This is a genomic window from Mycobacterium sp. JS623 (genome assembly GCF_000328565.1).
Lineage (GTDB): Bacteria > Actinomycetota > Actinomycetes > Mycobacteriales > Mycobacteriaceae > Mycobacterium.
Genome location: NC_019966.1, coordinates 735,789 through 761,838, shown reverse-complemented (window position 1 = coordinate 761,838; position 26,050 = coordinate 735,789). Strand labels below are relative to the sequence as shown.

Genomic DNA, 26,050 nt, shown 5'->3' with positions numbered 1-26,050 from the left:
TTTTTAACGCCGAGCTGTTGCCGCTGCGCGGCCACACCCGTAACGAGCCGGAGAGGCGCGCAGCGGGTTTTCGGCGCGGCTCTCGGGACTGCCCAGACGACGCAGTTGTTCGAAATACGTGCTGCGCTGGACGATTTCGAGTCCGAGGGGAACCAGCACGGGACGCTTTGGCGAAGGCAGCGAGCCGGATGGGCGCCGATGGTGAGGTGCTCGAAGTGGCGCGCGCTCGGGAGTTGTTGCAGGAGAATTGATTTTGCCCGGCACTTTTCATCGGGGGTAGGAAAGGTGCCGGGGCGGTGCGGCAGGCCGGCAGCGGGCGGCGGGGGCGGCAGGCCGTCGAGCTATCGAACCGCCCCGTTGATCGACGGCGAGGTGATCATGCCCTTCTCGACACCCCACATCGTCGCGATCGTCTTGTACTCACCGGTCTGCATCAGGTGCTCCAGCGCACGACGCAGCGGCTCCGCGAGACCCGAGCCCTTGGCCACCGGCCACCCATACGGCGCGGTGTTGAAAATCTCGCCCGCAGGCTCCAACACGCCGCCCGACATCTTGATCGCAAATCCCGTCGCGGGCGAATCCGTGGTCATTGCATCGACTTTCCCGGCGATCAACGCGGCATTCAGGTCATCCTGGCTGACGTACACATCCTTTTCGATCGCTGCCTTGCCCGCGTCCGTACATGCTTGGCTCTTCGCCGGGAGTTCTACGGTCTCCTGGATCGTCGCGTACTGCACGCCGACCCGCAGGCCGCACGCATTGTTCGGATCCACGCCGGCGCCCACCTTTTGCGCCCACAACGTGCCCGCCTGGAAGTACGTCACGAAGTCGACGGACCCTTCGCGATCCTTCGTGTCAGTGAACGACGACATCCCGACGTTGAAATCTCGGGCACGGATCGAGGGAATGATCGCCTCAAAACCCGTCTCCCGGTAATCCGGCGTCAGCCCCAGCGTCTTGGCCACCGCATTCATCAGATCCACATCGAAGCCGACGATCTCGCCCGACGCGTTCTTGAATTCGTTTGGCGCATAAGGAACATTGACACCGATCACCAATCGGCCCGTCTTCCTTATCTCCTCGGGCACGCTCGCCGCGATCTCCGGCACCGCACCGGCCACCGGCGCAGGAGTCGCCGAAATCTCCGCCACGCCCGCCGGTCGCGTATCCCCCGATCGCCCACCCAGCCACTTCCACGCCCCGAATGTGCCGACTCCGGCCACCAACACCACCGCGGCCGCAATCGCCAACGCCCGCCGCGACACTCCGCCGGACCGCTGCCGCGAATGCTTGCCCGACCGACCCGTCGCGCGCACCGGCGTCTCCAAAGCGCGCCGCGCCGCTGCCGCCAACTCCCCCGCGGTTTGATACCGCTTCTCCGGCTTCTTCGCCATGCCCCTTGCGATGACCTTGTCGAACGCCGACAGTTTCTGGTCGATGGCCGACGGGCGCGGAGGCGGCGACACCATGTGTCCCTTGATCTGCTGCTCGTAGCTCTCCGCCGGGTAGGGCCGCTGCCCGGTGATGCACTCGTAGAGCACACACGTCAACGCGTAGATGTCCGCGCGCGGATCGATCTGCGCGCCCTCGAACCGCTCCGGCGCCATGTATGCCAACGTGCCCAGCGTGTTGCCCGCCGTCGTCAGGCCCTTCTCCCCCGCCGTGCGCGCCAGACCGAAGTCGATCAAATACACGAAGTCGCGGTCGGTGATGAGGATGTTCGACGGCTTGACGTCGCGATGGATCAGTCCCGCTTCGTGAGCGGCGTCCAGCGCCGTCGCTACCTGCTCGACCACATTGACCGCGAACGACGCCCCCAGCGGCTCGCCCTCGGCGTCCTCCAGCATCGTGCCGAGGTTGCGGCCCTCGATCAGCCGCATATCCAAATAGAGCCGGCCATCGATTTCGCCGAAGCCGTGGATGGGCACCACATGCGGGTCGTTCAGCCCCGCGGCCGCCTGCGATTCCCGTCGGAACCGCTGCTGGAACGTGGCGTCCTCGGCCAAATGATGCGGCAGCACCTTGAGCGCGACGATGCGGTCGGTCTTGGTGTCATACGCCCGGTAGACCTCTCCCATACCGCCCCGGCCGATCAGCTTTTGCAGCTGATAGTGCCCGAATGGTGTCGAATCCACCGCTTACTCCTCGGCAGCGGGCTGTCCCCGCTGTGCCGTATGAAGCTACATCACGTTTGCCACAATGTCGTGGCGCTCGTCATATACCGGGCATTTCGAAGTTAGTCAACGCTAAGATTGACAAAATCCACGCCTCACAGCGGCGGCGCGGTCGGGTTTGAGTTTCCCAGACTGGTCTATCCACACCTCGGTGCGCGACTGACCGAGGAGGACATCATGCAGTGGTTCACGGTGGCCTGGTGGCGTTGGCGTCTGGCCCAAGCCCGTGGTCGCAATCCGCTGGTGCGGACCAGCGACCGCGTCGAGGTCGCTGTGATGGCCCTCGCCGTGCTGGTCTCCCTGATCGTCATGCCCTTCGCGGGCGCTATCGGCACCGCGATCCACGACGAACACGCCAAGACCTACGCCACGCAACAGCACGATCGTCATCAGGTCGCCGCACCCGCTGACAAAACCGCCGCCGACAAAACCGCCACCGACAAAGCCGCCGCCCCGACGGGCCCCGCCGCTGTCCTTCAGGCTCGCTGGCGGGCAGGCGACGTCGAGAACGCCGGCGCCCTTGACTGGGCCAACCCGACGAAAGACGCTGCGGGCGCTGATATTTGGGTCGATAACAACGGTCGCCAGGTCGGACCGCCCGCCGCGTCATGGCAGGCAGCAGCCGACGCGACTGTTGCTGCGGCCGGAGTCTGGCTTGCGGCCACCACCATCGCCGCGTTGGCCGTCGCGCTTGTTCGACGCGGCCTGCGCCACGCCCGCTCCAACGCGTGGAACCGCGAGATCGCCACCCTGGTCCATGACGACGGAGGCCGCGCCGGTCGCCACCGGTGAATTTGGCCCAGCGGCGCCTCGGTAGTCCTACGGTGAGCACATGGCAGAACAGTCACCCGCTGTTTTCATATCGCATCCGCCGGAGCGGCTTCTCCACTTGGTCAACCCGGCTCTAAAATTTCTGCTCGGCACTCCGTTGGCAGGCTCTGCAGGCAAGCAATTGATGGTGCTGAACTTCAAGGGCCGCAAGAGCGGGAAGCAGTACTCAATCCCGGTGAGCGCGCACCACATTGGCGATCAGCTCTATGCGCTGGCCGGGGCGGGCTGGACCAAGAACTTCCGCGGCGGCGCCGACGCCGAGGTCCTGCACGACCGCAAGAAGACGGCGATGCGCGGCGAGGTCATCGCAGACCCCGCCGTTGTCGCGGAACTTCAGCACCGGGTCGCCGAGACCTACGGCGTCAAGGGCGCACAGCGCATGATGGGGCTGGGCTTCCGCGAGCAGCGCATCCCCACCGTCGACGAGTTCAGGGAGGCGTGCGAACGAGAGGGCATCGTCGCCATCAAGTTCACGCCTCGGACCTGATGCCCGAAACCAACGTGCTCGGTGCACCGCTGGAGCCATGCGGCACCGAACCGATGACCGGCTTCTACCGCGACGGCTGCTGCTCGACGGGGCCCGAGGACATCGGCAGGCACACCATCTGCGCCGTCGTGACCGCGGAGTTCCTCGAGCATCAGGCCTCGATCGGCAACGACCTGTCGACGCCGCGGCCAGAGTTCCGGTTCCCCGGCCTGACGCCCGGCGACAAATGGTGCGTCACCGCCGCCAACTGGTTCCGGGCGTATCAGGACGGCTGCGCAGCGCCGGTCGTGTTGGCGTCGACGCACGAGCGGACATTGGACGTGGTCCCGTTGGACGCGCTCAAGGAACACGCGGTCGACGTGCCCGACGACTTGGGCAGCCTGTAGCTATCCGACGATGTCGAGCAACCGCTCCAGCGTCGCCAACTGATCGGCGTGATCGCCCTCCAGCTTGGCCAGCAGTGTGGTGATCCCCGTGGCTTCGTACTTGCTCACACGCTCAGCGATAACCTCTTGTGTACCAACGAGATTCGTCAGGCGGCCGAGGTCGAGCGGCACGGCTCGGCGCGCTTCGTCCCGGTTGCCGCGCTGCCATAGCTCGGCGACCCTGACGATGTCATCGCCATAGCCCAACCGGGTGAACGCGTCGTTGTAGAAGTTGCGCCCGCCCGCTCCCATCGCCCCGATCGTGAACGCGTATCCGTCGGCGTGCCTGCGCGCCGCGGCGCTGGCGGACGCGTCGTCGTCATGGAACTCAACCGCGACCGGCGCGACGAGGTCGAGATCCGCCAGCGTGCGTTCGGCGCGTTCGGCGCCTTCGCGCAGCGGACCCAGAAACACCTCTGCTGCTTCGGGAATGAACGCGTTGCCCAGCCACCCGTCGGCCGTTTCGCCGGTGAGCCGCAGGTTGCGCGGTCCCATCGCCGCGACATAGACCGGCACCGGACGTGGCCGCACCATGGGTTTCAGCGCGGCACCGCTGCTATCCGGCAGCGGCAGCGGGTAGATCTCGCCGGGATGTTCGAGCCGGTCGCCGCGGCTGACGATCCGGACGATCTCAATCGTTTCGCGGGTGGTCTCGACCGGCTTGCGGAACCGGACACCATGCCAGCCCTCCATCACGCGTGGGCCGGAGGTTCCGATCCCCAGCAGGAAGCGGCCGTCCGACAGCTCCTGCAGGCTCAGCGCGGACGTCGCCAGCATCGCCGGACTGCGCGAACCCAGTTGCACCACAAAGGTTCCCAGCTTGATCGTCGACGTCTTGGCGGCAACGAACGCCAGTCCGGTCAGCGCGTCGTAACCCCAGACCTCTGGCGTCCACAACGAATCGACACCGAGCCGCTCGGCGGCCGCCGCGAACTCCACGGCGCCCGGCAACCGGGGCTCGATCATCGTGCCGACCTTCACGCGTGACCCCCTTTTTCGCTCGTGACATGCTGCAAAAATGCGTTACCGCGATCAGCCCACCATAGAAGTGACACAACGCGTGCACTGCGACCTCGCCACCGCGTGGACATACGTCACCGACATCAACCTGCCCGCGCGGTGCTCGAACGAGCTGCAGTCCGTCGAATGGCTCGACGGCGCCGACAGCGTCAAGGTCGGCGCCCGATTCCGTGGCCGCAGCCAACACGACGCGTTCGGCAACTGGGAGACGGTGTGCGAAGTCGTCGAGGTCGAGGATCAACGCCGCTGGGTGTGGACCGTCAGCGGTCCCGACGGAGTTGGCGCGACCTGGGGGTTCGAGGTGGAGCCCGCCAGCGACGGCGTGCTGATCCGGCAATGGGGGCGGATGGGGCCGGCGTCGTCGGGGTTGACGCCGGGGATCGCCGCGCAGCCGGACAAAGAAGCCAGAATCATCTCGCGGAGGCTGTCCGAATGGCAGCAGAATATGCAGGCCAACCTCGACTGGATCCGGTCGCAGGTCGAGGGTTAACTCAGATCGGCGGCTTCCGGGACGTGGCGGGCCACCGTCTCATCCATCATTTTGCGTAGTGCAGGCACCTCATCGAGCAGGCGGCTGAGGTCGTTGCGCGCGATGTGCAGCACTTCGGCCTTCCCGGTTGTCGTCACCGTCGCATTGCGCAGTTTCCCGTGGCGAAGAGCGGACTCCCCGAGCACCTCGCCGGGCCCCACCACCGCGATGCGCTGCTGGCCGACATATACGCCGGCCTCGCCGCTGAGCAGGATGTAGCAGGCGTCGGAGGGGGTCTGCTCACGAATCAGCGGCCACGGGCCGGAGGTCGACGTTCGATGTGTCGCTTTAGCGATCCGCGCCAGGTCGCCGTCGGAGAACTTCGCGAATGAGGGAAATTCCTTGAGTCGGCGGGCGTCCTCGGCATATTGCTGCTCGCGTGCTTGCTTCGCCTCAGTGGTCTCACGCCTGTTCATGCTGACTCCCCCGATTGGTGACAACGCTGTCTCCAGGGAGCCTAGCGAGCGGTCTCGGCGCGGTAGGCAAATTGCCCGGCGTTTTTGGCGAGATGACACCATCCGTGGGTGGCCAACCTCGCCAGCGTCATGCAGAACCATCTGGACCACTGGCGGCTTCGTCCTGAGGGCGAACCGGTGCGGGGGCCGGGCTCGGTGGTGCTGCCAGTGCTGACATCAGACGGCGTGCCCGCAGTCCTGAAGGTCACCTCCGGTGACCCCGAGACCGAACACGAGCACCTCGTGCTGCGGCGCTGGGGCGGCGACGGCGCGGTCCGCCTGCTCAGTGCCGACCCGCCGCGCCACGCCGTACTTCTGGAGCGGCTTCGCGGGGAGAGCCTGGACACGCTGCGAGACGTCGACGCCTGCGAGCTGGTGGCCGGACTCTACCGTCGGCTCCATGTCCCCGCTCTGCCCCAATTGCGCACGCTGACTTCCTATCTCGAGCGATGGACAGTCGAGTTTGAGGAGCTCCCGCGCAGCGCGCCGATCCCGCACCGGCTCGTCGAGCAGGCTGCGACGCTGAGCCGCGAACTCGCAGAACAGCCGGGCGACAGCGTGGTTCACGGCAACTTGCATTACGGAAACGTCCTCGCCGCCGACCGTCAACCGTGGCTCGCGATCGCACCCCGGCCAGCGAACGGCGATCCACATTACGAAGTCGCGCCGATGTTGTGGCACCGCTGGAACGAATTGTCAGGAGACGTCCGCGACGGTGTGCGGCAACGTTTTTACGCGCTCGTAGACGCTGCGGGCTTCGACGAACACCGTGCCCGCGCCTGGGTTATCGTCCGGGTAGTGCAGCAAGCGATTCGCGATCGAGCGAATTTGACCAAGTACATCGCGTTGGCAAAGGCGGTGCAGGACTGAGCAATGCATTGGGCCCCAGCGCCCACAGGCGTATTGTCTGAATCGGTGCAAGGGGAATCAAACGTGACAGGTAGGGCAGTGAAGGCTCCAGTCGCCCAATCCAAATGGTTGTCGGAGTCAGCGACAAAGATCGCTGGATCGGACGCGGACGAAGTCCGGTCGCATTACGACATTTCCAACGAGTTCTTCCGGCTGTGGCAGGACCGCAACCAGGTCTACAGCTGCGCGTACTTCGAGCGCGACGACATGTCTCTCGAAGAGGCGCAGATGGCCAAAATCGACCTGTCGCTCGGCAAGCTCGGCCTGCAGCCCGGGATGACGCTGCTCGACATCGGCTGCGGATGGGGCGCCGCCATGATGCGAGCTATCGAGAAGTACGACGTCAACGTGATCGGCTTGACGCTGTCGCACAACCAGAAAGAGCACATCGAGCGACTATTTGCCGAATCCGACAGTCCGCGTACAAAAGAGGTTCGCCTGCAGCCGTGGGAGGAGTTCGACGAGCCGGTCGATCGAATCGTGTCGATCGGGGCATTCGAGCACTTCGGCTTCGGCAAATACGACGACTACTTCAAGCGGACCTACAACCTGATGCCTGCCGACGGCGTGATGCTGCTGCACACGATCATCATTCCGAGCGATGCGGAGGTCAAAGAACGCAAGCTGCCGCTGTTGATGTCGACCGTGCGTTTCATCAAGTTCATCCTCGATGAGATCTATCCGGGCGGTCGGCTGCCGTTGGCGGCCCAGGTCGAGGAGCACGCCGTCAAGGCCGGGTACACCGTGACCCGCAGGCAGTCCCTGCGACCGCACTACGCCCGCACCCTGGACACGTGGGCGGCAAATCTCGAATCCAAGAAGGACGAGGCCATCGCGGTCACTTCCACAGAGGTCTACGAGCGGTTTATGAAGTACCTCACGGGGTGTGCCGACCTGTTTCGCAACGGATACACAGATGTTTGCCAGTTCACTTGCGAGAAGCGCTGATTCGTCCAACTAACCAAATATGAGGTAAAACCAGAGGGGGTCAGGTCCGTCAGGATCGCATCAGCGATCTGTCCGGAGGAGGTCGATACACGTGGCTGAAGGCAGCGCAGGTGCAGTGAAAATGAGGCCATTTTTCGAGGAGATACAGGCCCACTACGACCTGTCCGACGACTTCTTTGGGACGTTTCAAGACGCGTCCCGCACCTACAGTTGTGCCTACTTCGAGCGCGACGACACGACACTCGAAGACGCTCAGATGGCCAAGATCGATCTCGCGCTCGGGAAGCTCGAGTTGCGGCCCGGCATGACGCTTCTCGACGTCGGTTGCGGGTGGGGTTCGGTGATGAAGCGCGCCGTCGAGAAATACGACGTCAACGTCGTTGGCCTGACGCTGAGCAAAAACCAGGCGGTTTACTGCCAGCACCTGCTCGAGGAGATCGATTCCGACCGGTCGCGGCGGGTTTTCCTGCGCGGCTGGGAGCAGTTCGACGAGCCCGTCGACCGCATCGTCAGCATCGAAGCCTTCGAAGCCTTCCCGAAAGACCGCTACGCGGCCTTCTTCGAAACCTGCTATCGAAGCCTGCCGTCGGGTGGCCGAATGGTGCTGCAGACGATCCTTGGCCATCCGCTGAAGCGCTGGCCCGACATGGGCATTCCGATCACCATGTCGGATCTGAAGTTCATGCGGTTCATCGCCAAGGAGATCTTCCCCGGCGGCGCAATCCCCTGCGACGAGGACATCGCCGAATACTCGGCTGCCGCAGGGCTTTCGCTGGAACACACGCAGTACTTGAACGAGCACTACGTACGGACGCTTGATGCGTGGGCCGCGAATCTGGAAGCCGCTCACGACGAAGCGGTGGCCGCCACATCCCAAGAGGTCTATGACCGCTACATGCGCTACCTCACGGGATGCTCCGACTTTTTCAACCGGGGCATCAGCGAGCTCGGGCAGTTCACGCTGACGAAGGCCTAGGCTGGGCGCTCGGCGGCATCACTGCAGGTCGGAGTGTTGTCGCTGCGGGGCGGGCAAAACAGGACGTGCTTCGGTCACGAAGCGCCGAAGACCACCGCGACGTTGGTGCCGCCAATGCCAAACGAATTGGTGACCGCGTAGCGGTAGTCGCCAGTGCGCGGACTTCCACTGACGACGTCCAGCTCGATCTCGGGGTCGAGGTCCTTCAGGTTCAGGGTCGGCGGCACTACTCCGTCGCGCAACGCCTGCACCGTCAGCACCGCCTCCACTGCGCCGGCCGCTCCGAGCGAATGGCCAAGCGCCGCTTTGGGCGCGAACACCGCTGGTCTGTGGTTGCCGAACACCGCCGCGATCGCTTTCGCCTCGGCCAGATCGCCCAGCTTGGTGCCGGTAGCGTGCGCGTTGACATGGTCGATGTCGGTCGGTGTCAGGCCGGCCAACTCGACGGCACGCACGATCGCCGTGGCTGCCTCCTCGCCGCTGGGGTCCGGCTCCACCACGTCATAGCCGTCCGAGGTCATCGCCGCCCCCATCACCCGCGCCAGAATCGGGGCCCCGCGCGCTTTGGCGTGGTCCTCGGTCTCGATGAGCAGCAGCGCACCGCCTTCACCGAGCACCATGCCGTCGCGGTCCTTGTCGAACGGGCGGCAGGCGCCTTGGGGGTCGTCGTTGTTGGTCGACAACAGTCCGGCCTGCCAGAACGACGCGACGGGCACCGCCTCGACGTGTGTCTCCACGCCGCCGCAGATCGCGATGTCAGCCTCGCCGAGCACGATCTGCCGCCACGCTTCCGCGACGGCTGCCGCCCCGGAGGCGTCGGCCATGATGGGCGACATGATCCCGGCCTTGGCCTGGCGGTCCAGTCCGAGCGCCGCGGCAGGCGAATTGGGCATGTACATCTGCACGGCCAGTGGCGAGACCGCGCGCAGCCCCTTCTCCTTCCACGAGTCGTATTGCACCGGAATCTCCTCTGTGCTGCCCAGCGCGAGGCCCATCGAGATCATCAGCCGCCGAGTGTCGACATCCGGCGTGCCCGCGTTCTCCCACAACCGCCGCCCCAACACGAGCGACATCTTCTGCATGTATGCCAGCCGGCGCAGTTCGACGCGGCTCAGATGTGCGTCGAAATTTTCCTGCAACGGTGCACCGATGCGCACCGGTGAGTCGAAGTCAGTTATGAAAGGTTTGTCTAATTCGCGTACGCCGCTTTGTCCCTCGAGCAGCGCCTGCCACGTCTTCTCCGCGTCGGGCGCAAGCGAAGTCGTCGAGGCGACTGCGGTGACCACGACGTCTGGGAAACCGTCGCCCGTTCTCAACGATGCCATGCCTGCCGAATTCCTTCACTCGCGAGCCGACCCTGTTGAGGTGCCTGACACCAGATTACGAGCCTCTGCGAGCTGCCGCGACGGTGTTTTCGGCTACCGTTCGTTCGGTGGCCTCCCGATTCGTTTACGCACGCATTAATCCAAGTACTGCATCATTCGGGCCTACATCGGTCTTGGACAAGCATCGATATGCCTCCTAGCGGTGCTGATAGACCAGCGACGACCAGACGGCCGAGGACACCATGACACCGACGATGCCCGACACCTCACGCCTGACCGGACAGACGCTCATTGCGGCTCGACCGTCCGCGGCTCAGGCACGCCGATCCGCGGGTTCAACCCGACGTTGGTGTTGGTGCGCTCGGGCATCGGCATTGCACTGGTGCCGGCGTCGGCGGCGACGCTGCATCCCGATGGCGTGGTGTTCCGGTCGATCGGGGCGTTCAGGGAGCCGCCGGTGGAGCTGGACGCGGTGTGGCGCGGCGACAGCTCCAATCCGGCGCTGCTGCGACTGTTGAGAGATGTTCTGCCCCAGCGGGAATGGACCACAGACGATCTGGTCGAGGGCGTGGTGGGCTAGCGTCGACGACGCCACATGGTCTAAGAAGTCTCTGAGAGACGTTTTCTCCCAGCGAAATCGACCACCGCCGCGCAGGTCTGTGTCGTGCTAGCGTGACTGAATGATCTTGAGGACGAAAGTGATTGTTGCCGCGACCGGCATGGCACTATCGCTCGGCCTCACCAGCGGGATCGCCTCCGCGCAACCCGATGTAGGCACGGTCGTCAACACGACATGCAGTTACGACCAAGTGATCGCGGCGCTGAATGCCCAGTCGCCCGAGAGCGCCGCCGAATTCACCGGGAGTCCGGTTGCGGTGGGATGGCTGCACCAATTCCTCGGCGCGCCCGTATCTCAGCGCCAGCAGATGATCCAGCAAGTGCAAAGCATTCCCGCGGCCGCGCCATACACTGGGCTTGTCGTCCAGGTCGCCAATAACTGCAACAACTACTAGGCATCCGCGGCCTATCTCGGTGTCGCAACCGGCATCGACACCGGCGTGACGAGTTGCCCAGTCCTCAAGAAGCTCTCGAGGTTTCGCAGCGTCAACTCCTCCATGGCTGCACGGGTTTCCACCGTCCCACTGGCGACGTGTGGCAGCACGACGACGTTGTCCATCGTCAACAGCGCCTCGGGCACGTTGGGCTCGTCTTCGAACACGTCGAGCCCCGCGCCCGCCAACTGACCGCCGACTAACGCCTCGACCAATGCCTGCTCGTCGACCACGCTGCCCCGCGCGATGTTCACCAGATAACCGTCGGCGCCCAACGCCTCGATCACGTCGCGGCTCACCAGCCCCTGCGTACCCGCACCGCCAGCCGCCGCGACGATCAGCACGTCCACGCCCCGCGCCAACTCCACCGGCGTCGCCACATACGCGTATGGCGATCCCTCCACCGCATGCCGGTTGTGATACGAGATCACACATCCAAAAGCACTGAGCCGCTTCGCGATTGCACTGCCGATCCGACCGAGTCCGATGATGCCGATCCGCTTGTGGCTCACCTGACGGGTCAGCGGGTAATTGCCATCGACCGGCCACCGGCGCGCGCGCACATAGCGGTCCGCCGCCGAGAACTGCCGCATCACGTCGATCACCAATCCGAGCGCCGTGTCGGCCACACAATCGGTCAGCACATCCGGCGTGTTGCTGACCACAACGCCGCGCGCTGCGGCCGCATCCACGTCGATGGTGTCGTAGCCGACCCCGAAGTTCACGACCGCCCCCAGGTTCGGCAGCGACGCCATCAACTCGGCATCGACGCCGGTCCGCCCTGACGTCACCACCGCCCTGATCTCGTCGCCGTGCGCCGCCAGGAACTCGGCGGCCTCGTCGGGCAGCACGTAGGCCGCGTAGTCGTCCTGAAGCTTTTGCGCCAAGGACGGCTTCAGCGATCCGACCTGCAACACGGAACGACTCAGCGGGGTGGGGGCATTCGCGCTCATGATGGTTCCACCGTACGGCGACCTGCGAATCGGGTCGGCAGGCGGCTGCCGGCCGGCCGCCTGCGTTCGCCCCTGCGCCGCAGACCGGCTGCGCCCATCCTTTAGTCCGGCTCCGCGACATCGCAGTTATTGCGAAGAAGTGCGAGTGACGTACGCGCTAACTGCGATCTCGCGAACCCCCAACCTCTAGCCGGAGGCCGACCCGTACTCCAACGCCGGCTCGTCAGAATCCACATGACCGTTACTGCGGATGGTCAGGTGATCGGGCCGCACCTCGTAGCTCGCGCCGTCGGCCGGGTTGCTCACATCAAACCCTCCGCCGTTGGGCACGGCGTTGCTGAGCCGGACATTGGCTCCGTCGCGCAGTCGTTCGCCGTGGTAGTAGTAGCTGCCCGCACTCGACTGGCATATCACTGCCAGTGACTGCGCCGTCCTGATCGCCGTGACCGCGGTGTTCCCCCCGTCGCAGCGCGCCGCATGCCCGACGAAGCCCTGCGCATCCGTGCCCGACACTCCAGGCAACGGCGCGCCGCTCGTTGTCGGCGTGGTCGACGGCGTGGTCGTGGTCGACGGCGTGGTCGTGGTCGACGGCGACACGGTCTTTGTCGTCGTGCTCGCCGACGGTGGCGGCGGCGCAGCGACCGTCGTCGACGGCGGCGCCGCCGTCTCGTCACCGCCCGAGAACAGCTGCATCGCCAACACCACCGCGACACCGAACAGCACGATCGTCGCCACGACCAGCGCCACCTGGCCGGCTCCAAGCCGCGACTTTCGCGGTAATGGCTGCGGCCCCGGGATCGCAGGCGGCGGATACGGCGTGTACCCCGTGCCCGCCGGGTTCGCGTACACCGCCGAGAACTGCCTGGTGTCCGGTCGTGGACTCTGCGTCGCAATCGGCACCGTCGGCGGCGGGCTCGGCTCCGCCGGCGCAGGTGGCACAGGTCCGCCCGACACGGCGGCCGTCGCTGCTTTGGCCAGCTCGCCCGCCGATGCGAACCGCTCCCCGGGCTTCTTCGCCATCCCCTTCGCGATCACCTCGTCGAACGCCCGCGGGATGCCTCGCCGCATGATGCTGGGCCGCGGTGGCGGCCAGAACATATGCGCCGTCATCAGCTGCCGCAGATCCCCCGTCTCAAACGGCGGACGCCCGGTCAGGCTTTCGTAGAGCAGGCAGGTCAGCGAGTACACATCCGCGGCCGGGCCCACCTGCCCGCCGCTGAACCGCTCCGCCGACATATACGCGCACGATCCGATGATCAATCCCGTCGACGTCACGCTCGCGTCGCCGCCGCCGTGCGCGATCCCGAAGTCCACGAGGTACGCGAAGTCGTCGGCCGTGAGCAGGACGTTTTCCGGTTTGATGTCGCGGTGCACCAGGCCGTCGGCGTGCGCGGCGTCCAGCGCCGCGGCCACCTGCGCGATGATCGACGCGGCCCGGTTCGGCGCGAGCGGCCCGTTCGCCCGCAGTTCGTCCTTCAGGCTGCCGCCCTCGACCAGGCGCATGTCGATGTACAGCACCCCATCGATGTCCCCGAAGTCGTGCACCGGAATGACGTGCGGCTCCTGCAACCGCGCGGCCACCCGCGACTCCCGCCTGAAGCGCTCCTGATAGGTCGGGTCCGCGGCCATCTCTGCCCGCAGCACCTTGACCGCCACTGTCCGGTCCTTCACGGTGTCGTAGGCGCGATACACCTCACCCATCCCGCCGACCCCGATCAGTGAGTTCAGCTCGTAGGGTCCGAATCGGGTGCCAAGGCGCGAACCACCTTGAGGGAGGGTCATGCCAATCCTTTCCAGTACTAACCGACCTAACCGTCAGCACCCCGACGCGCAGCGATAAATCGTGTTCCCACATTGGACGCGTGCGTAACACGCTCCGAAGTTGATGCGCAGCAAAGCAAATGGCTTCGACGACGACACGCACATACCACCGTACTTACTGCCGGCCGTCACTGCATGCGCCGAAAGATTGAACAACTAACCGATTAGTTTCGTCTAAGGGACAAGAGAACCGATCGGAGGACAACCGCTGCTTCGTCGGATGGCTGAGCTTGCCATCACCGCACCGCGACGTGTCATCGCTTTCGCGGTGCTGTTGACTGTCGCGTTGGGGATATTCGGCGTGCCCGTCGCGAAAAGCCTCTCTGCCAGTGGATTCCAAGACCCGACATCCGAATCCACCACAGCCACCAAAATCCTGACCGACAAGTTTCATCAAGGCGATGTGCAGTTGCTGATCATCGTCTCCACCCCCGACGGCGCCGACAGCGCTGCTGCTCGTTCGGCAGGCAATGAAATCGTCGACCAACTGCGCAGTTCGCCACATGTCGCACAAGTCACGTCGCCATGGACCGTGCCGCCGCCCGCCGCCGCCGATCTCATCAGCCGCGACGGCGCCTCAGGGCTCGTCGTGGCAGGGATCACCGGCGACGAGGACCAGCAGCAGCGCTATGCCAAGGAGTTGTCCGACCAGGTGGCCGCCGACCACGAGGGCGTCACCATCCGGTCGGGCGGGACCGCGATGGTCAACGTCCAAATCACCGAGCAGTCACAGCGTGACCTGCTGGTGATGGAGTCGCTGGCCATCCCGCTCAGCTTTCTGGTGCTGGTCTGGGCGTTCGGCGGCCTGGTAGCCGCCGCACTGCCGGTAGCCGTCGGCGTGATGGCGATCCTCGGCGCACTCGCGGTGCTGCGGTGGATTTCGTTTGCCACAGACGTATCCATCTTTGCGCTCAACCTCACCACTGCGATGGGCCTGGCACTCGCGATCGACTACACCCTGCTGATGATCAGCCGGTTCCGCGATGAGCTTGCCGGCGGCGCCAACCGCGAGGAAGCGCTCCTGCGCACGATGACGACGGCGGGCCGCACCGTTGCGTATTCCGCGACGACGGTCGCGCTGTCCATGGCAGTCCTGGTGCTCTTTCCGATGCACTTCCTGAAGTCGTTCGCATACGCCGGTGTCGCGACGGTGGCTTTCGCGGCGGCCGCGGCGATCGTGGTGACGCCCGCCGCCCTGGTCCTGGTCGGCGATCGGCTGGACTCACTCGACGTGCGCCGACTGGCCCGCCGCGTCTTCAGTCGCGCCGAACCGCAACCAGTGCCCGTCGAGCGGCGGTTCTGGTATCGGTCCGCGAGATGCGTTATGCACAAAGCGATTCCGCTCGGTTTGGCCGGGGTTGCGGTGCTGTTGTTGCTCGGTGCGCCATTCCTGAGCGTGCGCTGGGGCTTCCCCGACGATCGCGTGCTGCCCGGCTCCGCGTCGTCGCATCAGGTCGGCAACCAGTTACGCCACGACTTCGTACACAACTCCGACGCCGCGGTGACCGTCGTCATCCCAGACGCCACCGGTGCAGCCGTATCCGACCTCGGCAGGTATGCAGCGGAGCTGTCCCGCGTGCCCGACGTGTCCGCAGTTTCAGCCCCGACCGGAACATTCGTCGACGGTCGCTGGATTGGCGCGGCGTCTTCGCCGGCCGGCCTCAATGCCGACGGCGTGTTCCTCACCGTCGACAGCACAGCTCCGCTGTTCTCCGACCAATCTGAAATTCAGCTCGACCGCCTGCACGCGGTACCCGGCCCTGCAGGCAAGCACGTCGACATGACCGGCGCCGCGCAGACCAACCGCGACAGCGTCGGCGCGATCACCTCGCGGCTGCCACTGGTGCTCGGGCTGATCGCCGTCATCATGTTCGTTCTGCTGTTCTTGCTGACCGGCAGCATAGTGATGCCGCTGAAAGCGTTGGTACTCAACATACTTTCGCTGACGGCGGCGTTCGGGGCGATGGTGTGGATCTTCCAGGACGGCCATCTTGGTGCACTGGGCACCACACCGACCGGGACATTGGTAGCCAACATTCCCGTCCTGTTGTTCTGCATCGCGTTCGGCCTTTCGATGGACTACGAGGTGTTCCTGGTTTCAAGGATTCGGGAATTCTGGCTGGCTGCCGGCGTCGCTCGGCCGACGCCGGAAGGCCGAGTCAGGACCCGAGCCGACAGCGACGAGAGCGTCGCCCGCGGCATCGCCTACACGGGGCGGATCATCACCGCCGCCGCGCTGATCATGTCGATTTCGTTCGCGGCGTTGATGGCCTCCGAGGTGGCGGTCATGAAATTGTTCGGCCTAGGGCTGACGCTCGCGATCATGGTCGACGCGACGCTGGTGCGGATGGTGCTGGTGCCTGCGTTCATGCACGTTATGGGCCAATGGAATTGGTGGGCACCGCGGTGGATGGTCGCTTTGCACCGACGACTCGGCCTCAGCGAAGGTCAAGCACCTGCGCAGGAACCGCACAGTGGCGAGATCGAACCCACCGGCTCCGGGCCACGTGTCTAGTGAGTGAGTGTTATTGCAGGCGTACACGGAGTTGTGCCTCCGCATCGGTACAGCCAGGACGAGATCACCGACGCGTTCGTCGCGGCCCCGGCCTTCGCCGGATACGAGCAGGCGGTGCGCAGCCTGCACGCCAGCGCGAAGGTCGACGGCAGGAATCTCATCCTTCCGATCGACGAGTACCCGATGCTCGGCGACTTCGGTCAAACCAACGACCTCTTCATCGAGCACGCCGTCGAGCTGGGCTGCAAGGCCTTGTCAGGTGCACTCGAGGACGCCGGCCTGCAGCCCGCCGACGTCGACCTCATCGCCACGACCACGGTCACCGGAATTGCGGTGCCGTCGCTGGATGCCCGGATCGCCGGCCGGCTGGGTCTGCGGCCCGATGTGCGTCGCATTCCGATCTTCGGCCTCGGCTGCGTGGCAGGCGCCGCGGGCATCGCTCGACTGCACGACTATCTGCGCGGGGCACCCGACGACGTCGCCGTGTTGGTATCCGTCGAGTTGTGCTCGCTGATGTATGCGGCCGCTGAGCCGACGATGGCCACGCTCGTCGGCAGCGCGCTGTTCGCAGACGGCGCTGCCGCCGTCGTCGCCGTCGGCGACCGTCGCGGCCTTCAGGACGGGGTGGCCGGACCCGACGTGCTCGCCACACGCAGTCGGATGTACCCCGACTCCCTGGACATAATGGGTTGGGACGTCGGCGCTTCCGGCTTCCAGCTGGTTCTGTCGCCCGATCTGCCTGACCTCATCGACAAGTATTTCGCCGACGACGTCACCGGCTTCCTCGCCGAGCACGATCTGATGGTCGACGACATCGGCTCGTGGGTGTCGCACCCAGGCGGGCCAAGGGTTTTGGAGGCAATCCACGGCGCGCTTGGCCTCGACGACGCGGCATTGGAGTTGTCGTGGCGATCGCTGGCCGAGATCGGCAACGTCTCGTCGGCGTCGGTGCTGCATATTCTGCGCGATGCCCGCGCCAAGCCGCCGCCAAGCGGTACGCCGGGCATGCTGATGGCGATGGGGCCCGGGTTCTGCGCCGAACTGGTGTTGTTGCGCTGGCACTGAGCATGGTCGCCTATGCGCTGTTGATCGCCGCTGTGGCGGTCGAACGGATTGCGGAACTTGTTGTCTCGCAACGCAATCTGTCGTGGAGTCGGGCTCGCGGCGGCGTTGAGCTCGGTGCGCGTCACTATCCGGCGATGGTGACGTTGCACACCGCCCTGCTGGCGGGCTGCCTTGTCGAAGCCAAGTATCGCCCATTCCTGCCCGCCCTGGGCTGGCCGATGTTGGCGGTCGTGCTAGCCGCGCAGGGATTGCGCTGGTGGTGCATCACGACGCTTGGCCACCAATGGAACACTCGCGTCGTCGTCATTCCCGACGCGGTGCGAGTGACCGGTGGGCCGTACCGGTTTTTCTCACATCCGAACTATGTCGCGGTCGTCGCCGAAGGGATCGCATTGCCGTTGGTGCACACGGCGTGGGTGACGGCGGTGGTGTTCACAGTCCTGAATGCGGTTGTGCTGCGGACTCGCATCGGTGTAGAGAACGCTGCACTGGCGAGGCTGCGATGATCGACTTGCTCGTGGCGGGCGGCGGACCTGCCGGGCTGGCCGCCGCGATCTTCGGTGCGCGCGCAGGGCTGGAAGTCGTCGTCGTTGAGCGGCGCCACGGCCCGGTGGACAAAGCATGCGGCGAGGGTCTGATGCCGCACGCGCTGGCGTTGTTGGACAGTCTTGGCGTGCATCCACCGGGTAAGCCGTTTCACGGCATCACGTACCTCGACGACAACCACAGCGTGACAGGGCGGTTCCGCGGCGGCGCCGGGCGTGGCGTGCGCAGAACGGCGCTGCACGCAGGGTTGTTGGAGACGGCCGCCGCGGCTGGGGTGCGCATCGAGCACGGCGAGATCGGACCGGTGAGCCAGAGCGCAACGTCGGTGTACTGCAGCGGTTTTCGCTCCAGGTACTTGGCCGCGGCCGACGGATTGCACTCGCCGATCCGCATGGCGCTGGGCCTGGCCCAGCCGTCTCGAGGTCCGCGGCGGTGGGGTATTCGCCGTCATCATGTGATGACGCCGTGGAGCGATTGCGTCGAGGTGTACTGGTCCGACGGTGCCGAGGCCTACGTCACGCCGGTGGCCGAGGACTGCGTGGGCGTTGCGATCCTCACGTCGCGCAAGGGTGGTTTCGATCAGCACCTGGCTGCGTTTCCCGGGTTGCAGCAGCGGGTGCAGGGTTGTGCGCATGGTCCGGACAGGGCGGCTGGGCCGTTGCAGCAGAAGGTAATTGGCAGGACTGCGGGCCGGGTACTGTTGGTCGGCGACGCCGCCGGCTATGTCGATGCGTTGACCGGAGAGGGGCTTGGCATCGCGTTCGGGGCGGCGAAGCTCGCGGTCGAGTGTGTGGTAGCCGACCGCCCGCAGGACTATGACCGCCGCTGGCGGCGAATGTCACGGCGGTACCGGTTGCTGACAGCGGGGGTGCTACGGGGAAGCGCGTCGCCTCTGAGGCCGCTGATTGTGCCTGCGGCAGCGCAGTTTCCGCGCGTTTTCGGCCGTGCCGTCAACCTGCTGGCTGAGTAACGGAATTCGCCGAGTACCGCGCGTGCGATCGGAGTTGCCGGGCGTGGGCGACCCGGCAGATGGGCCTCAACCGCCGGCGGTCACCTGCGTTACGGACGATTCACGCGTCACCGGTCGCCGCGCGCGCACGCGAATCCGTCCGCCGTGGCGCGGCACGAAGATCACGTGCTTGACCTTCTGCGTCTCGTCAGGCGCCGTCGTCGTCGCCAACTCGACCCGACGCAGAATCTCACGCAGCACGATCCGCATCTCGACCATCGCGAACGTCGCGCCGAGGCAGCGACGGTTGCCGCCACCGAACGGGAACCATGTCGTCGGGCTCAACGTCGCACCGAGCATCCGGTCCGGATCGAATCGCTCCGCATCGGGATACAACTCGGAGTCGCTGTGCACCAATCCAATTGCAGGCACCACCATCACCCCGGCAGGCAATTGGTAGCCAGCCAGCTCCACCGGCGCCTTCAGCACGCGTCCCACGTCCGGCACTACCGGGCGGATCCGCAGTGTCTCCTTGGCCACCGCATCCAAATACTCGTCGTCGCCGGTGTCGGCCGCCTGGATCGCCTTTTGGAGAATCGCGGGGTGGCGCGTCAACCTTTCGAGCGCCCACGACAGTGCGGTAGCAGTCGTATCATGGCCCGCGACAAGCAAAGTCATCAACTGGTCGCGCAGTTCGCGGTCGCTGAGTGTGCGCCCGTCTTCGTCGGTGGAGCGCACCAGCATGGCCAACGCGTCGGTGCGCTCGTCAAGATGAGGATCGGCGCGACGCTCGGCGATCTCGGCGTAAAGCAATCGGTCGGCTTCTTGGATGCGTTCCCCCAGCCTCCGCCAGGGGCGGCGGCGTTGCAGGTGCGGCCACGCGATCGCGAACGACGCCCATTGGTTGACGTTCAACAGCTTTGGCATGACCGCGCGCAACGCCGCAAGTCGCGCCGGATCGCTCGCGCCGATGACAGTCCGCAGGATCACCTCGAGCGTGATCTCCGACGCCTTCGGCGCGACTGCGAACGGCTGGCCCACCGGCCATCCGTCGATGTTCGCGCCGGCGATCTGCGTCATCTCCTCGACTTGCCTCGCGACCGCGTCGCGGTGAAACGGCGGCAACATCAGGCGTCGCCGTTCGCGATGCACGTCATCGTCGACCACCAGCACCGAGGTGTCACCGAGCAGACCGCCAAGGATCGCGTTGGCCTCGCCGGCGTGAAAGACGCTCGGGTCGCCTGCGAACACCTTCTTGATCTCGGCTGGATCGGTCAGATACACCATCGTCGGCGTCATCGCGGCGCGAATCGTGAACACCTTGCCGTAGCGACGCCTACATGCGGCAACGAACCGCGGCCAATACCGCAGGAACACGATCATCTGGAGCCACTTTGGAAGCGGAGGGCCCGGCGGCAACGCTGACGCCGCTATTTGACTCATGCCTAACAGGCTACTCGTGCGATGCGCGGTTGAAAACCTTGCGTGAAGGCCGAGAAGCAGCATCCCGACTGGGGTCAGATCCCGGTTGCCACCCCGAGGGCTGACCTACTTCGCTGATGGCAGCTGGCGAGGGCCGTCGATTTCGCGCAGTTCTGGGTGTGCGTCGGGCGCTGTCATCGTTTGTTGACTCTCCGTTGACGACACCACCGACCCGTGTTCCTCCGACTGGACGCTCACCTTGTGCGTTCGTCGCAGCGAGAAGTGGATTTCCTCTGTTTCCTCGAACACCTGGCGTGCACTGCGCAATGGCTTGGTGGTGGTGTCGATCGCTGTCGCGATGATCGGCGGCACGAAAGGACGCAGCCATCGTGCCGCAGCCTTCGTGACGTCCGGGATCGTCGGGATCGTTGGGATCAACGACGTGCCCGGTTTCGCCTCATCCTCCACCAGCGCGGGCAGGTTGTCCGACGCTTCCGCCGCGGGCAACTCGGGGGTCGGCTCAGCGACCCGTTCGGAGTGCGCATGCAGTGGCACCTCTTCGAGCGCTTCCATGACGCGGCGGCGCTGCTGCTCGCGGTCGATCTCCGCCTGCGCCTCGACCGCCAGCCTGGCACTGGCCAATTGCTGTTCGGCCCAAAGAGTTTCGACCGCTGCGCGCACTTCGGCACGCTTGACTGCGATCGCGGTGTCGGCGTCCAGTTCGGCGCGCTCGACCTCGGCGCGCGCGGCGATACCCCGATCGTGGCTCGTCTGACCGCGCCATAGCCTCAGGATCAGGGGCAAGAGCAACAGCAGCGCAAAGAACGCGATCGTCACCAGCCGCAGCAGCAAGGCACCGGGGTTGGCGAGTGTGTGCTCGTTCATCGCGACCCAGCGCGCGCCCAGACCGCGGTCGACGTCTTTCATCGCCGACGCGCGGGCCTGCTGCAGCGCCTGCTCGCCGGTCACGATTTCGGAGTCGAGCCTGGGCGTCAATCGATCACGGTTGGCCACGGCCGTGTCAAGCTGTCGCTGGGTGTCTGCGAGAAAGTCTGTTGCCGTGCGTGTTTCGGGCCCGGTGCCGGGCACGCCGGTGATGTGCGTCTGGGGGCAGGCGGGTGACGGGTGGAACTCACACCGCGCGACGACGAGCGCCGCGTCGCGCTGGTGTCCGGCGTCGTCCACCGCGGCGTCGAGCGCGGAGCGGGCGGCGCGGGTGCGATCGAGCGCGGTGGCAGCCTGTGCGACGGCGGGCGTGGTGTCTGCGCTGCGGGCGGCGCGCTCGTCGAGAACCCGGTCGATGGGCCCGGAGAAGACCACGACGGCGGCGAGTTCACCGACGACGGCGCCGACCGCGACCGCGACAGCGCCGCGCCCGACGGTGTTCGACCAGCCGGGCATCGGGCCGCTGGCGACCGCCCAGCTCACAGCGCCGACCAGGAGGCCGAAAACCAGGGTCAGCGGCACGACGACGGCCATCGATACGTGCGTCGCTTCCGTCATGGCGAGAACCGCAACGAGCCAGGCCAACGTTGCGGCGATCAGCGTCAGCAAGTGACCAATTCTGTTGTTAGACAAGATTTCACTCCCCCATGTCCCTGAAAGTCTCTCACAGCGTCGATCGACTCGCTCCGCGCGGTGACGGCATCACTAGGCAGCGTGCAGCAGTGGCCTCAGCCACAGTGCAGCTGACCCCCCGGCTGCCGGTGTGATCACCGCACCGCCGTATCCGGGTTCGAGTAGCACGCTCACGTGAAACGCCAACGGCGGTAAGCCGTTCATTCATGCGGCGTTCATCGCTTGTTTGATCTGCGAATCGCCGACGTCGTCGAGGTGTGTCAACATTGCGCGGTGAGGGCACGCCGTATCGCTGTTTTGGTTGGTACCGCGGCGATAGCGGCGTCAGTGCCGGTAACTGCAATCGTCCCGTCCGCGTTCGCTCAACCTTGCCCCGATATCGAGGTCGTGTTCGCCCGCGGAACCACAGAGGATCCCGGTGTTGGTCCTACTGGACAGGCATTCGTGGATGCCCTGCGCGCACGAGTCGGAACCAGATCGATGACGGTGTATCCGGTCGACTATCCGGCCACCATCGACTTCCCAACGGCACTCGACGGCGTCAGGGACGCGAGCGCACATGTCGAGTCGACCGCGGCCAACTGTCCCAACACCAAGATGGTGCTTGGCGGGTTCTCCCAAGGTGCGGCTGTGATGGGCTTTGTCACGTCGAACGTGATACCCGACGGTGCGCCCGACGGAGTGCCCAACCCGATGCCACTCGACGTGGCCAACCATGTCGCGGCCGTCGCCCTGTTCGGAAAGCCGAATGCCCGGTTCATGGGAGCCATCAAGCAGCCGCAGGTCAACGTCGGCCCGGCGTACGCGGGCAAGACGATCGAGCTCTGTGTCCCCGACGACTTCGTTTGTTCAAGCGGTCGGGACTTCAACGCCCACACCCTGTACGCCGAAACCGGGATGACCGACGAGGCAGCGACTTTCACCGCGAATCGAGCCTTGGCCGCGTTGGGCCCCGCGGCGCCCCCGCAGGCACCCGCTGCTGCCGCGTCCCCACAATCGCCGGCCGTTCGTGCCGCAGCGCCGCTGGCGCCCGCAACTGCCGCGCCACCGCAGGCGCCTCCTCCCACAGCACCTCCGCAAGCACCTGCGCCCGCTCCCCCACCCGCCGACCCGGACGCGCCAGCCCCACCGCCCTTCAACGCGCTTCGACCACTGACGCCAGGGACGTTGATGCGGTGCGACACCGTATGCCACGTCATCGGGCCCACCTGACAGACGCGGCCGTCAGCGATGGCGCCGGTCTCGGATCGGGCGGATAATTCTCTGCAGCCAATGACTCCATCGATGGAGGTGGTGGATGACAGAGAACTGCAGCGGCCCAGGCCATGACTACGAGTACGACGAGGCACACGACGCGCTGGCGCAACCGACAGCGACAACGCCGGTGGCCCATCGCGTCGACGCCCCCCGGGTGAATCCCGACCCCGGCGGCGACTACGGATACGACGAGGCTCACGATTTCGGAGGCTGACGACATCGAAGCGATGCTCGTCAGCGAGGGCGAGGAGTCAGTCCGGCAGTGCATTGAGGATCGGGTCGCGCCACCGCGGCAATCCGTCGTCGACCGCGATCAGGTCATCGACGACCCGTAGCGCCGCCTGTGTCCCGCTCCTCTGTCAGCTCGTTTCGCAGAACCTTGCCCGCCGGGTTACGAGGGATGCGCTCGACGATCTGAATGTCGCGTGGTTGTTCGAAGCGAGAAACTTTGTTTTTCAAGTACTCTCGCAACTCGGCTTCGTCGATGGTGGTCTGTGGCACCACGTATGCGGCCAGCCGTTCCCCGTAGTCCGGATCGGCAACGCCGATCACCGCATTGTCGGCGACGTCCGGATGTTCGGCGAGCGCGTTCTCGACTGCGCGAGGGTAGACGTTCTCGCCGCCGGAAACGATCATGTCGTCTTCGCGGCCGACGATGAACAACCGGCCGGCTTCATCGAAGTAACCCATGTCTCCGGTGTCCATCATGTCGCCGACGGTATCTTTCGTCACGCCGCCTGTGTAGGAGTCGAAGGTCAGATCGCCGCCGACGAAGATGCGCCCGGTGACACCGACTTTGACGTGTCTGCCGCCGTCGTCGAGGATGGCGACGGGGCAGCCGGCAACTGGCCTGCCAACGGTCTCGGGCGCCTCACGCAAGTCGGCCGGCGTTGCGAGCGCGCCGATCCCGACCTCGGACGAACCGTAGCCGTTGTAGATGACATCGCCGTAGGTCTCCGTAAAGCGTTGAGCCAGCGTAGGATCCAGGCGCGCACCGCTTGAAATCACCACCCGCAGCGACGGCAATGGGTTTCGCAACCGCACCTCGTCGGGCAGATCAAGGATGCGGGCGAGCATGACGGGCACGGCAGTGAAGGCGTCAGCACGCCATTGCGATGCCTGCGCCAGCGTCTGTTCGGCGTCGAATCGGCGCAACGTCAAAGCGGTGCCGCCCAACCCGATCGTCAGGATCAGCATGCCGAAGCCCAAGCCGTGAAACATCGGTACTGCCACTGATATTCGCGAGCGGATCCGCAAGCCCGTGCGGTCCAGAATCGTGGCACCGACGCCGAGTGCCGAACCGATCTTCGGCTTGCGGGGCACGCCCTTCGGTGTGCCTGTCGTGCCGGATGTCAAGAGCACGATGCGGCCGCCGCGCGCCACCTTCGGGCGTGAGCCGCCGTGGCACGGTTGGGCCGTCGCGGGATCGATGACTGTAACGTTCCCTGCCGCGCTGGCGGTCTCCCCGAACTCGTCGTCACACACGACCGCAGTGACCTCATGCGTGCTTAGAGCCGCTGCGAGGGCTTGAGCGCGAAAGTCGGTGTTGAGAAGCACGACGTCGGCGCCCACCATGGCGGTCGCGAAGACCGCTGTCACGAACCCGCGCCCATTGCGGCACAGAATGCCAACCGCATGGCCCGCTTCGACACCCCGTGCACGCAGCTCAACGGCGAGTGTTTCAGTCCGCGACTGTAATTCGCGATAACTGATCGGGCCGTCCTCGTCGACCAAAGCGGGCCGATCAGGCCATCGCGCCGCTGAGACCGCCAACAAAGTGAACGGATTAGTACCACCTCGAACGGCGGCGTGAACGACACCGAGTAACCCACGCGGACTCGGCGGCGACATCAATCGAGAACGCAGCAGCGCCCGAGCGGCCGTCGACAAAATGTGGTCGGTCATCATTTGTCGGATTCCCGGGTGCGGCGGTACCAGACCTGTGCCGCGCGCTCCACGGGTGCGCGGAGGAAGACCGTGGTGAGCTCGGCCGGCCACACCCACCACGGTGCGATGGTCCTCGGCCGCTTGATGATTGCGCGTGCGACGATGTCGGCGGCTTGATCGGGATACAGGCCGGGCACGTTTCGCAGGCTTTCGGTCGGCTCGGTCATCCGGGTGTGGATCAACGCCATATAGATCGACGTGACGTCCACTCCGTCGGCGTGCAGCTCCGGTGCAACGCTGCGCAGCCACATGTCGAATGCCCCCTTGGAGGCTTGGTATGCGCCCCAACGTGGACCGGGGGGCACCCGAACACCGACGCTCGAGATGTTCACGATGTGCCCGCTACCGCGCTGCCGCATCGCCGGAAGTAGCCCAAGCAACAGATGGATTGGGCCGAGGTAATTGATCCCGATCGTGCGATCGAAGTCGTGAAGCCGGCCATACTGCTGGTCCAGCGGTCGCCGAATCGATTTGCCTGCGTTACTCACTAAGATGTCCGGCGGACCGTGCGCCTCGAGAATGCGCTCCGCCAACGAGGCGACGGCGGCTTCATCGGTGAGATCTGCGGGTAATGCGACGGCGTGCTCGCCCTGCCCGGTGATCGATGCGGCCAATTTGTTGAGCTCGTCCGCCGACCGCGCGACCGCCAACACCGTTGCCCCGGCGGCGGCAAGCTTGATTGCCGTGGCATGACCCAGCCCGTATGAGGCGCCGGTGACTAGCACCGTCTTGCCCGACACCGCGGCCCGGAGTCGTCCCGGATCCGATATTCGCGGTGGGTTGACCAACCAGTCGACGGCTTTGGTCGTCACGTTCATCGGTCCATGAATACCGCGAAGCAGGGCGTATTAAACGGGCCAGTATCG

General features: G+C 65.5%; 24 protein-coding genes and 1 pseudogene. 15 read left to right on the top strand and 10 right to left on the bottom strand.

Going from position 1 to position 26,050, the window contains the following annotated elements; translation table 11 throughout:
* Window positions 1-341 precede the first annotated feature (341 nt).
* Window positions 342-2,135: a bifunctional serine/threonine-protein kinase/transporter substrate-binding domain-containing protein gene (locus MYCSM_RS03605; RefSeq protein ID WP_015304775.1), complete on the bottom strand. Its 1,794-nt coding sequence runs from the start codon at window positions 2,133-2,135 to the stop codon at window positions 342-344.
* Window positions 2,136-2,351: 216 nt separating this feature from the next.
* On the opposite strand from MYCSM_RS03605, the gene MYCSM_RS35145 reads away from it, so the two are divergent.
* Genes MYCSM_RS35145 through MYCSM_RS03590 form a run of 3 tightly spaced genes read left to right on the top strand, consistent with a single transcriptional unit; the run spans window position 2,352 to window position 3,878 of the window.
* Window positions 2,352-2,966, top strand: coding sequence for an Rv1733c family protein (locus tag MYCSM_RS35145; protein WP_015304774.1), 615 nt, complete (start codon window positions 2,352-2,354; stop codon window positions 2,964-2,966).
* Window positions 2,967-3,006: 40 nt separating this feature from the next.
* A complete protein-coding gene (locus MYCSM_RS03595; protein WP_015304773.1) occupies window positions 3,007-3,492 on the top strand; it encodes a hypothetical protein in 486 nt (161 codons plus the stop codon).
* Window positions 3,492-3,878 carry a DUF2237 family protein gene (locus tag MYCSM_RS03590; protein WP_015304772.1) on the top strand — a complete coding sequence of 129 codons (387 nt, stop codon included), beginning with the start codon at window positions 3,492-3,494 and terminating at the stop codon, window positions 3,876-3,878. The genes MYCSM_RS03595 and MYCSM_RS03590 overlap by 1 nt, the downstream gene beginning before the upstream one ends.
* Here MYCSM_RS03590 and MYCSM_RS03585 read toward each other — a convergent pair whose 3' ends face one another.
* Entirely contained in the window at window positions 3,879-4,898 is a 1,020-nt protein-coding gene (locus tag MYCSM_RS03585; RefSeq protein ID WP_232425715.1) for an LLM class flavin-dependent oxidoreductase, read from the bottom strand.
* Between the two features lie 37 nt (window positions 4,899-4,935).
* Here MYCSM_RS03585 and MYCSM_RS03580 point away from each other — a divergent pair, with 37 nt between their 5' ends.
* The gene (locus MYCSM_RS03580) at window positions 4,936-5,427 is read left to right on the top strand and encodes an SRPBCC family protein (RefSeq protein WP_015304770.1); all 492 of its coding nucleotides are present in this window, start codon (window positions 4,936-4,938) and stop codon (window positions 5,425-5,427) included.
* Here MYCSM_RS03580 and MYCSM_RS03575 read toward each other — a convergent pair.
* The gene (locus MYCSM_RS03575) at window positions 5,424-5,882 is read right to left on the bottom strand and encodes a cyclic nucleotide-binding domain-containing protein (protein WP_015304769.1); all 459 of its coding nucleotides are present in this window, start codon (window positions 5,880-5,882) and stop codon (window positions 5,424-5,426) included. The two genes, MYCSM_RS03580 and MYCSM_RS03575, sit on opposite strands and share 4 nt — an antisense overlap.
* A 108-nt stretch (window positions 5,883-5,990) precedes the next feature.
* Here MYCSM_RS03575 and MYCSM_RS03570 point away from each other — a divergent pair, with 108 nt between their 5' ends.
* The 3 genes from MYCSM_RS03570 (at window position 5,991) to MYCSM_RS03560 (ending at window position 8,754) form a co-directional block, all read left to right on the top strand.
* Window positions 5,991-6,791, top strand: a complete 801-nt coding sequence (locus MYCSM_RS03570; RefSeq protein ID WP_015304768.1) for an aminoglycoside phosphotransferase family protein — start codon at window positions 5,991-5,993, stop codon at window positions 6,789-6,791.
* Between the two features lie 3 nt (window positions 6,792-6,794).
* Window positions 6,795-7,778, top strand: a complete 984-nt coding sequence (locus tag MYCSM_RS03565; protein ID WP_015304767.1) for a cyclopropane mycolic acid synthase family methyltransferase — start codon at window positions 6,795-6,797, stop codon at window positions 7,776-7,778.
* 121 nt (window positions 7,779-7,899) lie between these two features.
* Window positions 7,900-8,754, top strand: a complete 855-nt coding sequence (locus MYCSM_RS03560) for a cyclopropane mycolic acid synthase family methyltransferase (RefSeq protein ID WP_041311260.1) — start codon at window positions 7,900-7,902, stop codon at window positions 8,752-8,754.
* 74 nt (window positions 8,755-8,828) lie between these two features.
* On the opposite strand, the gene MYCSM_RS03555 is transcribed toward MYCSM_RS03560, so the two are convergent.
* Window positions 8,829-10,079: a KasA/KasB family beta-ketoacyl-ACP synthase gene (locus tag MYCSM_RS03555; RefSeq protein WP_015304765.1), complete on the bottom strand. Its 1,251-nt coding sequence runs from the start codon at window positions 10,077-10,079 to the stop codon at window positions 8,829-8,831.
* 346 nt (window positions 10,080-10,425) lie between these two features.
* Between MYCSM_RS03555 and MYCSM_RS03550 the strand changes: the two are divergent.
* Window positions 10,426-10,659: pseudogene (locus tag MYCSM_RS03550) on the top strand (LysR substrate-binding domain-containing protein); the annotation flags it as partial.
* A 100-nt stretch (window positions 10,660-10,759) separates the two neighbouring features.
* Complete coding sequence (locus MYCSM_RS03545; RefSeq protein ID WP_041311256.1) at window positions 10,760-11,092, top strand: hemophore-related protein; 333 nt, start codon at window positions 10,760-10,762, stop codon at window positions 11,090-11,092.
* An 11-nt stretch (window positions 11,093-11,103) separates the two neighbouring features.
* On the opposite strand, the gene MYCSM_RS03540 is transcribed toward MYCSM_RS03545, so the two are convergent.
* A complete protein-coding gene (locus MYCSM_RS03540; protein ID WP_015304762.1) occupies window positions 11,104-12,084 on the bottom strand; it encodes a 2-hydroxyacid dehydrogenase in 981 nt (326 codons plus the stop codon).
* Window positions 12,085-12,270: 186 nt separating this feature from the next.
* The gene (locus MYCSM_RS03535; RefSeq protein WP_015304761.1) at window positions 12,271-13,866 is read right to left on the bottom strand and encodes a serine/threonine-protein kinase; all 1,596 of its coding nucleotides are present in this window, start codon (window positions 13,864-13,866) and stop codon (window positions 12,271-12,273) included.
* A 247-nt stretch (window positions 13,867-14,113) separates the two neighbouring features.
* Between MYCSM_RS03535 and MYCSM_RS03530 the strand changes: the two genes are divergently transcribed.
* Genes MYCSM_RS03530 through MYCSM_RS03515 form a run of 4 tightly spaced genes read left to right on the top strand, consistent with a single transcriptional unit; the run spans window position 14,114 to window position 19,001 of the window.
* Complete coding sequence (locus MYCSM_RS03530) at window positions 14,114-16,420, top strand: MMPL family transporter (protein ID WP_041311254.1); 2,307 nt, start codon at window positions 14,114-14,116, stop codon at window positions 16,418-16,420.
* Between the two features lie 3 nt (window positions 16,421-16,423).
* Window positions 16,424-17,485 (top strand): type III polyketide synthase, encoded by a 1,062-nt coding sequence (locus tag MYCSM_RS03525; protein WP_015304759.1) that lies wholly within the window; start codon window positions 16,424-16,426, stop codon window positions 17,483-17,485.
* 2 nt (window positions 17,486-17,487) lie between these two features.
* Window positions 17,488-17,991 carry an isoprenylcysteine carboxyl methyltransferase family protein gene (locus MYCSM_RS03520; protein WP_015304758.1) on the top strand — a complete coding sequence of 168 codons (504 nt, stop codon included), beginning with the start codon at window positions 17,488-17,490 and terminating at the stop codon, window positions 17,989-17,991.
* The gene (locus tag MYCSM_RS03515) at window positions 17,988-19,001 is read left to right on the top strand and encodes an NAD(P)/FAD-dependent oxidoreductase (protein ID WP_015304757.1); all 1,014 of its coding nucleotides are present in this window, start codon (window positions 17,988-17,990) and stop codon (window positions 18,999-19,001) included. Before MYCSM_RS03520 ends, MYCSM_RS03515 begins: the two co-directional genes overlap by 4 nt.
* Window positions 19,002-19,067: 66 nt before the next feature.
* On the opposite strand, the gene MYCSM_RS03510 is transcribed toward MYCSM_RS03515, so the two are convergent.
* Together MYCSM_RS03510 and MYCSM_RS03505 are read right to left on the bottom strand one after the other, a co-directional pair.
* Window positions 19,068-20,423 carry a cytochrome P450 gene (locus MYCSM_RS03510; protein ID WP_015304756.1) on the bottom strand — a complete coding sequence of 452 codons (1,356 nt, stop codon included), beginning with the start codon at window positions 20,421-20,423 and terminating at the stop codon, window positions 19,068-19,070.
* A 105-nt stretch (window positions 20,424-20,528) separates the two neighbouring features.
* Window positions 20,529-21,956: a DUF4407 domain-containing protein gene (locus tag MYCSM_RS03505; RefSeq protein WP_232425714.1), complete on the bottom strand. Its 1,428-nt coding sequence runs from the start codon at window positions 21,954-21,956 to the stop codon at window positions 20,529-20,531.
* A 351-nt stretch (window positions 21,957-22,307) separates the two neighbouring features.
* On the opposite strand from MYCSM_RS03505, the gene MYCSM_RS38845 reads away from it, so the two are divergent.
* Together MYCSM_RS38845 and MYCSM_RS36970 are read left to right on the top strand one after the other, a co-directional pair.
* Window positions 22,308-23,192 (top strand): cutinase family protein, encoded by an 885-nt coding sequence (locus MYCSM_RS38845; protein WP_269465205.1) that lies wholly within the window; start codon window positions 22,308-22,310, stop codon window positions 23,190-23,192.
* 85 nt (window positions 23,193-23,277) lie between these two features.
* Entirely contained in the window at window positions 23,278-23,451 is a 174-nt protein-coding gene (locus MYCSM_RS36970; protein WP_015304753.1) for a hypothetical protein, read from the top strand.
* Window positions 23,452-23,555: 104 nt separating this feature from the next.
* Here the strand turns inward: MYCSM_RS36970 and MYCSM_RS03495 are convergent, their stop codons facing one another.
* Both MYCSM_RS03495 and MYCSM_RS03490 read right to left on the bottom strand, forming a co-directional pair.
* Complete coding sequence (locus MYCSM_RS03495) at window positions 23,556-25,145, bottom strand: AMP-binding protein (RefSeq protein WP_015304752.1); 1,590 nt, start codon at window positions 25,143-25,145, stop codon at window positions 23,556-23,558.
* The gene (locus MYCSM_RS03490; RefSeq protein ID WP_015304751.1) at window positions 25,142-26,002 is read right to left on the bottom strand and encodes an SDR family NAD(P)-dependent oxidoreductase; all 861 of its coding nucleotides are present in this window, start codon (window positions 26,000-26,002) and stop codon (window positions 25,142-25,144) included. Before MYCSM_RS03490 ends, MYCSM_RS03495 begins: the two co-directional genes overlap by 4 nt.
* Window positions 26,003-26,050 lie beyond the last annotated feature (48 nt).